The 6,611-nt window shown below is 61.8% G+C and carries 8 protein-coding genes; 3 read left to right on the top strand and 5 right to left on the bottom strand.

Translation table 11 applies throughout. The features are described from left to right. The 3 genes from ACXJ7R_RS21525 to lptF form a co-directional block, all read right to left on the bottom strand. Positions 1-883, bottom strand: an 883-nt coding sequence (locus ACXJ7R_RS21525; protein ID WP_457153612.1) for an LPS-assembly protein LptD, incomplete at its 3' end; no start/stop codon positions are given. Continuing rightward, positions 883-1,968, bottom strand: a complete 1,086-nt coding sequence (gene lptG, locus ACXJ7R_RS21530; protein ID WP_457153617.1) for an LPS export ABC transporter permease LptG — start codon at positions 1,966-1,968, stop codon at positions 883-885. The genes ACXJ7R_RS21525 and lptG, both read right to left, overlap by 1 nt. Further along, positions 1,965-3,161, bottom strand: a complete 1,197-nt coding sequence (lptF, locus tag ACXJ7R_RS21535; RefSeq protein ID WP_457153613.1) for an LPS export ABC transporter permease LptF — start codon at positions 3,159-3,161, stop codon at positions 1,965-1,967. The genes lptG and lptF overlap by 4 nt, the downstream gene beginning before the upstream one ends. Here lptF and ACXJ7R_RS21540 point away from each other — a divergent pair. Genes ACXJ7R_RS21540 through ACXJ7R_RS21550 form a run of 3 tightly spaced genes read left to right on the top strand, consistent with a single transcriptional unit; the run spans position 3,151 to position 5,481 of the window. After that, entirely contained in the window at positions 3,151-3,513 is a 363-nt protein-coding gene (locus ACXJ7R_RS21540) for a hypothetical protein (protein ID WP_143748785.1), read from the top strand. The two genes, lptF and ACXJ7R_RS21540, sit on opposite strands and share 11 nt — an antisense overlap. Beyond that, positions 3,513-5,003 carry a leucyl aminopeptidase gene (locus ACXJ7R_RS21545; protein WP_457153614.1) on the top strand — a complete coding sequence of 497 codons (1,491 nt, stop codon included), beginning with the start codon at positions 3,513-3,515 and terminating at the stop codon, positions 5,001-5,003. Before ACXJ7R_RS21540 ends, ACXJ7R_RS21545 begins: the two co-directional genes overlap by 1 nt. Positions 5,004-5,031: 28 nt before the next feature. Continuing rightward, positions 5,032-5,481 carry a DNA polymerase III subunit chi gene (locus tag ACXJ7R_RS21550; protein WP_095086373.1) on the top strand — a complete coding sequence of 150 codons (450 nt, stop codon included), beginning with the start codon at positions 5,032-5,034 and terminating at the stop codon, positions 5,479-5,481. A gap of 28 nt (positions 5,482-5,509) precedes the next feature. Here ACXJ7R_RS21550 and ACXJ7R_RS21555 read toward each other — a convergent pair whose 3' ends face one another. Continuing rightward, on the bottom strand, positions 5,510-6,028 hold the full coding sequence (locus ACXJ7R_RS21555; RefSeq protein WP_457153615.1) for a DUF995 domain-containing protein: 519 nt from the start codon (positions 6,026-6,028) through the stop codon (positions 5,510-5,512). Positions 6,029-6,088: 60 nt separating this feature from the next. Further along, positions 6,089-6,611, bottom strand: a 523-nt coding sequence (locus ACXJ7R_RS21560) for a glycoside hydrolase family 26 protein (RefSeq protein ID WP_457153616.1), incomplete at its 5' end; no start/stop codon positions are given.

Below are 6,611 nucleotides of genomic sequence, written 5' to 3' on the forward strand. Positions count from 1 at the left end.
GACCATTGTTGAAGCGCTGGCGCCACTCGGCCTCACGACCATTGTTGAAGCGCTGGCGCCACTCGGCCTCACCGAGGAAGCCTTGCTTGGTGTAGCCGGTGCCCGTGACGGTCAGGTCGTAGGTCGGTGACAAGGCGAAATAATAGGGAACCTTTACGCCGACGCCGAGATCGCTCTTGTAGACGATGCTGGGGATCAGGAAGCCRCTCTTGCGCTTCACTGTCGGGTCGGCAATCTCAAACGCGGGCAGGTAGGCAAGCGGGAAGCCGAAAAACTCGAAATTCGCGTTCTCGAAGCGAACCGTCTTCTTCTCGCCGTTCCAGATGATTTTCCTGGCCTTGACGCGCCATGTCGGCGCCTTGTTGGGCTTGTCCTCGCACGGTTCGCAGGCGGTGTAGACGCCATTGTGGAACGTGGTCAGCACGCCGCCCATGCGCTCGGCGCTTTCGGCGGCAAAATAGGCCTTATCGATCGTTTCGACGCGCAAAGCGTTGACGAAGCCGTCGGCGAAATCATCGGTGATGTCGATATGTTCCGAATTGATCTTGGTGCCGTCGCTGTTGACGACCTCGACATTGCCGCTAGCGACCATCCGCTTGGTGTTGCGGTTGTATTCGACCCGCTGGGCGACAAGGCGATTGCCGCCGTAGTCGATCTGCACGCCACCGACGGCGGTCACCGTCTGGTTGTCGTTGTTGTAGACCAGCGTGTCGGCCGCCAGCAGCATCTGCGAGCCGGACGGAACCGTGGCCGCCATGTCGCTGACGTCCTGCGCAAGCGCGGGCATCGGCACGGCGCAGGCAAGCAGGCACGCCAAGGCGCTAGCCGCATAGAGGCGCGCCAAACCGGCCTGCCTGTTGCTGGGCAAAAACGCCTCCCTCACTAGCCGTCTTCCTTGTATAGCAGGAAAGTCACCCCGAAGAACATAGCCACCACGACCGGGACCCAGGCGGCTACGACAGTCGGCACAAATCCCGCCACGCCGAATGCCTTCACCAGAACCGAAACGACATAAAGCAGAAAGCCGGCGACGATGCCACCCAGAATCATCGTCGCTGACTGTCCCATCCTAGCAAATCGCATTGATACCGTTGCCGCAATCAGCGTCATGGCGACGAGAAGGAACGGCAACGCCACCAGCGAATCAAACTGCATGGCAAAGGCATTTGCCTTGAGGCCGAAGGAGCGGGCAACCTCGATTTTTCCGGGCAGATCATAAAACGGAATGGTTTCGGGACGCGCCAGCCGCTCCTGCACGAATTCGGGCTTCAGATTGGTCGGCACGCGATCGTTTGTCGCTGCCTGGATCGTGCCGTTCTGGAACGTCCTGACGTCCTGCAATTCCCAATAGCCGTCGCGCAGGAAGGCGCGCGCGGCATCCTTGCGCTCGACGATGTTGCCTTGCGGGTCGAGAACGAAAAAGACGACATCGGCCATCTCGAGGCCTTGGTTGAGGATGGCACGCGCACCGATGATGGTGTCCCCGGAGCTGGTTTTCTGCCGGATCCAGGGTGCGGCATCGGCCGAAACCGTGTTCGATTTGCCGGAGCGCAGCTCGGTTTCGATCTGCTCGGACCAGGAAAAGGCGTGCGCGGCGAGTGGATTGATGACGCCTACCGACAGGATGCCGAACAGCAACGCTCCGATGCAGCACGGCAACAGGAATTGCCAGGCCGAAACGCCGGCGGAACGCGCGATGACCAGCTCGTAGCGCCGGTTGAGCGACACCAGCGTCGCCATCGCCGAGAACAGGCCGACAAACGGCACCGTCTGCAGCATGATCATCGGCATCCGCAGCCCGGAAATGGCCACCGCCGTCCCGTAAGTGAAGCCGGGCAGGCCGGTGGTGCGGCCGGAAAGCTCGGTGAAATCGATCAGGAACACCAGCGCCAGGAGGCCGATGAAGAACCAGAAGGTGATCGTCACGTAGCGGAAGAAGAAATAGCGGCCCAGCGTCCAGCCCATCAGCCGACCCCTTGCCCTGAAGTGCCGGACAAACGCAGCTTCAGCGCGTTCCAGCTGTCACCGATGCGGGTGGCGAAATTGGTCATCCAGTCCGCCCAGGCTACCGGCAGTTCCAAGGTCCGGTTGGATACGATGAACCAGATCGCCACCGCCGATGCCACGATGGGCACGCCGTAGACCATATAGGCATATTGCGGGACCTCATCGGCCTTGCTGGCGGCAAAGAAGCCCAKCCAGCGCACGAACAGCGATACTGAAATCGCCGTGATCAGCGGATTGACGCGTGCCTCGCGGTGCGAGCGCGCGTCCCCGGCGACCGCGAGCGCAATCAGTGCGAAGACGATGGAATAGGTCCATTCCGAAAACCGCTGGTTGAGCTCGGCCCGGTATTCAAGCGGGATTTGCTGGTAGTTCTTGTCGTTGGGGTTTGGATTGAGCAGGTACTGCGTCGTCTGGTCCTTCGGCAGTAGCGTCACCTCCGAGGCCGCCGCCATGAAGGCCGACATGTCGAAGGCATAGGATGTAAACCGGATGACCGACAGGTCGCCGGTCAGTGTTTTGCGATGAATGACCCCGTCATTCATCATCAGCACCTTTTCGCCGCCGCGTTCGATGATGCTGCCGGTCTTGGCGTAGTAGACGAGGTTGACCCCTTCTTCGCGCGAATCAGCGACGAAGATACCGCCCAACCGATTGTCGGGAAGCCGCTCGCCGATCTGCAGGAACAGCCCATCCTCGATCTTGCGGAAGGTGCCTTCCTGGATGATCAGCGACAGCAGGTCCGCGTGCGACGCCGCCACCAGCGCCCGGTTCTTCTGCCGAGCATCAGGGTCGATGCCATTGTCGACGGCAAAGGAAAAGACGCTGGCCGCGAGTGCCAGAAGCATGATCGGCCGCACGATCGTCCAGCGCGAGGCGCCCGCGGCGTTGACGACGGCGAGCTCGGAATCCGAATTCATGACGCTGAGTGTCTGTGCCACCGCCACCACCACGGCAAAGGGCACGACGATCGGGATGATGGAGGGAAGGATGAGAGCGGCCACCTCGAAGAAGGTCAGCGACGACTGGCCGCTGTCGGTGACCAGGTCGATCTTGGCCAGCACTTGCGTCGTCCAGACGATGGCCAGCGTCCACACCAGCGCAGCCAGGAAGACCACGAAAGCGCGGCGCATGATGTAGCGTTCAATGACCTTCATGAAGGCTTTTCTCGATTTTCTCGAACGGCATCATGCCACCGCACAAGGTAGCTGTCCGGCGGCGCCTGCACAACTGGCTCCATGGATGGTCGATCCGGTTCCGTCCCACATTGCGCGCGCCCCGGCGGTCGGAGTGTCGGCGGCAATGGATAAGAAAGGGAAAACATCGATGGTTAACAACAAGTTGCGGCAAAAAGCGGGGCCGTGCCGCGAAGAATCACCATCGATTCCGTTGGTCATATGGGGTGCGAATTTGGCAAAGTCTTGCCAAATGCGGGAAAACGACCAAATGTCGCGCATCGCTTCGAACCACTTCCCCAAAAGCTACGCATTTTCCGAAAGCAGGACATGATGAGCCAAAGACCGTCGATCGCCTTCGCCAAATTTTCCGCGCCCAAGAATGGCACGGTCTTCGTGCTGTCGGCGGATGAGGGCGGCCTGAGCGACGCCGCCAAGGCTTGCGATCCGGGCAAGACATTGGAGCGGGCCTTTCCGGTCGCCGAATTCACCGGCAAGTTCGCCAGCACCGTCGAAGTTCTGGCGCCCGAAGGAGCGTCGCTCGACAGGCTGGTGGCGATCGGCGCCGGCAAGGTGTCGGGGCTCGACGAATATGCGTGGCTGAAGCTTGGCGGCACCATTGCCGGGTCGCTGCGCAAGGCGACCGACGTGGCCGTGGTGCTCGAAATGGTCGGCGCCTCGCCGAGCGGCAAGGAGGCGGCAAGCCTCGCGGCAGGCATTCTTCTGCGCAGCTATGCCTTCGACAAGTACAAGACCAGGAAGGACAAGGACGAGGCCGAGCCGAAAAAGCCGGTCAAGGTCACCATCCACACCGCCGCTCCGGCCGCTGCGAAGAAGGCCTTCGCTGACGCCGAGGCGGTGATGGACGGCGTGCTTCTGGCGCGCGACCTGGTCAACGAACCGGCAAACGTGCTTGGGCCGGTTGAGTTCGCCGCCCGCGCCAAGGAACTCGAGGCGCTCGGCGTCAAGGTCGAGATCCTGGCCGAGAAGGAGATGAAGAAGCTCGGCATGGGCTCGCTGCTCGGTGTCGCGCAGGGCTCGCCGCGCGGCGCCCGCATGGCGATCATGCAGTGGAACGGCGGCAAGCCAAAGGACAGCCCGGTTGCGTTCGTCGGCAAGGGCGTCACGTTCGACACTGGCGGCAATTCGATGAAGCCGGCCTCCGGCATGGAGGACATGAAGGGCGACATGGGTGGTGCCGCCGCCGTCACCGGCCTGATGCATGCGCTGGCCGCGCGCAAGGCGAAGGCCAATGTCGTCGGCGTCATCGGCCTGGTCGAGAACGCCGTCGACGGCCATGCCCAGCGCCCCGGCGACATCGTCACTTCGATGTCGGGGCAGACCATCGAGGTGCTCAACACCGACGCCGAAGGCCGCCTCGTGCTGGCCGACGCGCTGTGGTACTGCAACGACCGTTTCCAGCCGAAATTCATGGTCAATCTGGCGACGCTGACCGGCGCCATCATGGTGGCGCTTGGCCAGCACCATGCCGGCCTGTTTTCCAACAACGACGAATTGGCGCAAAGGCTGACGGCGGCGGGGCAGGCGACGCAGGAGCGGCTGTGGCGCATGCCGCTCGGCGCCGAATATGACAAGCTGATCGATTCCAAGAATGCCGACATGAAGAACATTGGCGGCCGCTATGGCGGTGCCATCATCGCCGCGCAATTCCTGCAGCGCTTCGTCAAGGAGACCCCATGGGCGCATCTCGACATTGCCGGCACGGCGATGGGCTCGCCATCGAACGAGATCAACCAGTCCTGGGGTTCCGGTTTCGGCGTCAGGCTGCTCGATCGGCTGGTGCGAGACAATTATGAGCAGTAAGCGGGTTCATCCGGTATAGGCTGAGGCGATGGCCGACGTCTTGTTCTACCACCTGACCGAATCGACGCTGGAGGATGCACTGCCCGGCCTCCTGGAGCGCAGCATCGACCGTGGCTGGCGCGCCGTGGTGCAGACCGGCACCGAGGAACGCCGCGATGCGCTCGACCAGCATCTTTGGACTTTTCGCGACGATTCGTTCCTCGCCCATGCAACCGATCGTGAGGCCTATCCCGGTGAACAGCCGATCCTGTTGACCACCGGCGACGGCAATCTCAACGAGGCAAAAATCCGCTTCCTGGTCGATGGCGCCATGCCGCCCGAGCTTGGCGGTTACGAGCGTGCGGTGTTCCTGTTCGACGGCCACGATGCCGCCCAGGTCGAGGCGGCCCGGGGGCACTGGAAGACGATGAAGGACGCCGGCCACGCCGTCACCTACTGGCAGCAGACGCCGGACCGCCGCTGGGAGCGCAAGGCGTAGGCCAGCAGCTTGTCGCCGATGACCCTGTCTACGGCTTTGCCTTGATCCGGTTTTGTTTCCAGGTGGCATAGTCGCCGTATTTTACTTTCATGAACTCGTCCGCCATGTTGCGATCCGAACTCCTGAAAACGTACCAGTCGCCATCCGGAATCTTGCGCTGGTAAACCACCCTGCCGGCCTGGCGATGCTCGAAACAGGTGAGGGCGTCGGAGTCGCCTCCTGCTCCGTGCCATTTTGCGCGGAAGCACAGCTTGCCTCCTCCAGGGAGGAACCAGATGCCGTCGCCGTAGCCCAGCTTGCCCTTGTCCGAGGTCCAGGCGCTGAATTGGCGGCGCTGCACGGCAAAAAATCCGGCACCGTTTTGACCCCAGAGCCACGAACGGTTCTGGTACATCTGGTAGATACCCGCATCGGGCACCGCCTCCGCTTGGCTGGCCAGTTCGGCGACCTGCGCCGCTGTCATCGCTGCCGCGGGAAGCTGGAAGGCAAAGACACCAATGGAACAGGCAACCGCCGTTCCGATACAATTCCCCAATACTCGTTTCACGACCCTACCCCACTATTTTACGCCACGCCCAGTTTTGCGCCACACCCGGTACAGCACCCCCTAGGGCAAGATATGCTGGGTAACCCTCCAATCGGGCAGTCCATAGCCACCCAGCCACGGCCACACTTCCTTCTGGTTGAAGTAGACGACCGAGGTCAGGGCCGGAAATTCAGAATAGGACTTGCGGGAATCGATTTCCCATTGCGAGACATATTCCTGCTTCCCGACATAGCCGAGCTCCGCCACCACGACCGGCTTGTTGAAGCCCGCGACGCGGTCATAGCCGGGCTTCAGCGCCTCGGCGAACGTACGGTCGTGTCCGGTCTCGTTATTGTCCTTTTTCTGCAGCCCGAACACCGACAGGCCGATGACGTCGACGTAGTCGTCGCCGGGATAGTATTTTTCCAGACCCTCTTCGCCTTTGGGTGACCACATATATTTGGCGGCGGGGGCAGCCTTGCGGCAGATATCGACCTCGCGCTTGTAAGCGGCGATCCAGTCCTTGGGAGCCCAGTTGGCCCAGGTGAAGCGGCCGTTCTTGTCCTCCATTTCCTGCGCCCAGCGAATGGTTACCGGGCTCTTC

The organism is Mesorhizobium sp. P5_C1, assembly GCF_054049815.1.

Coding starts and splice junctions, on each gene's coding strand:
- ACXJ7R_RS21540 (WP_143748785.1), top strand. CDS start 3,151: ATGACCTTCATGAAGGCTTTTCTCGATTTTCTCGAACGGCATCATGCC.
- ACXJ7R_RS21550 (WP_095086373.1), top strand. CDS start 5,032: ATGGCCGACGTCTTGTTCTACCACCTGACCGAATCGACGCTGGAGGAT.
- ACXJ7R_RS21545 (WP_457153614.1), top strand. CDS start 3,513: ATGAGCCAAAGACCGTCGATCGCCTTCGCCAAATTTTCCGCGCCCAAG.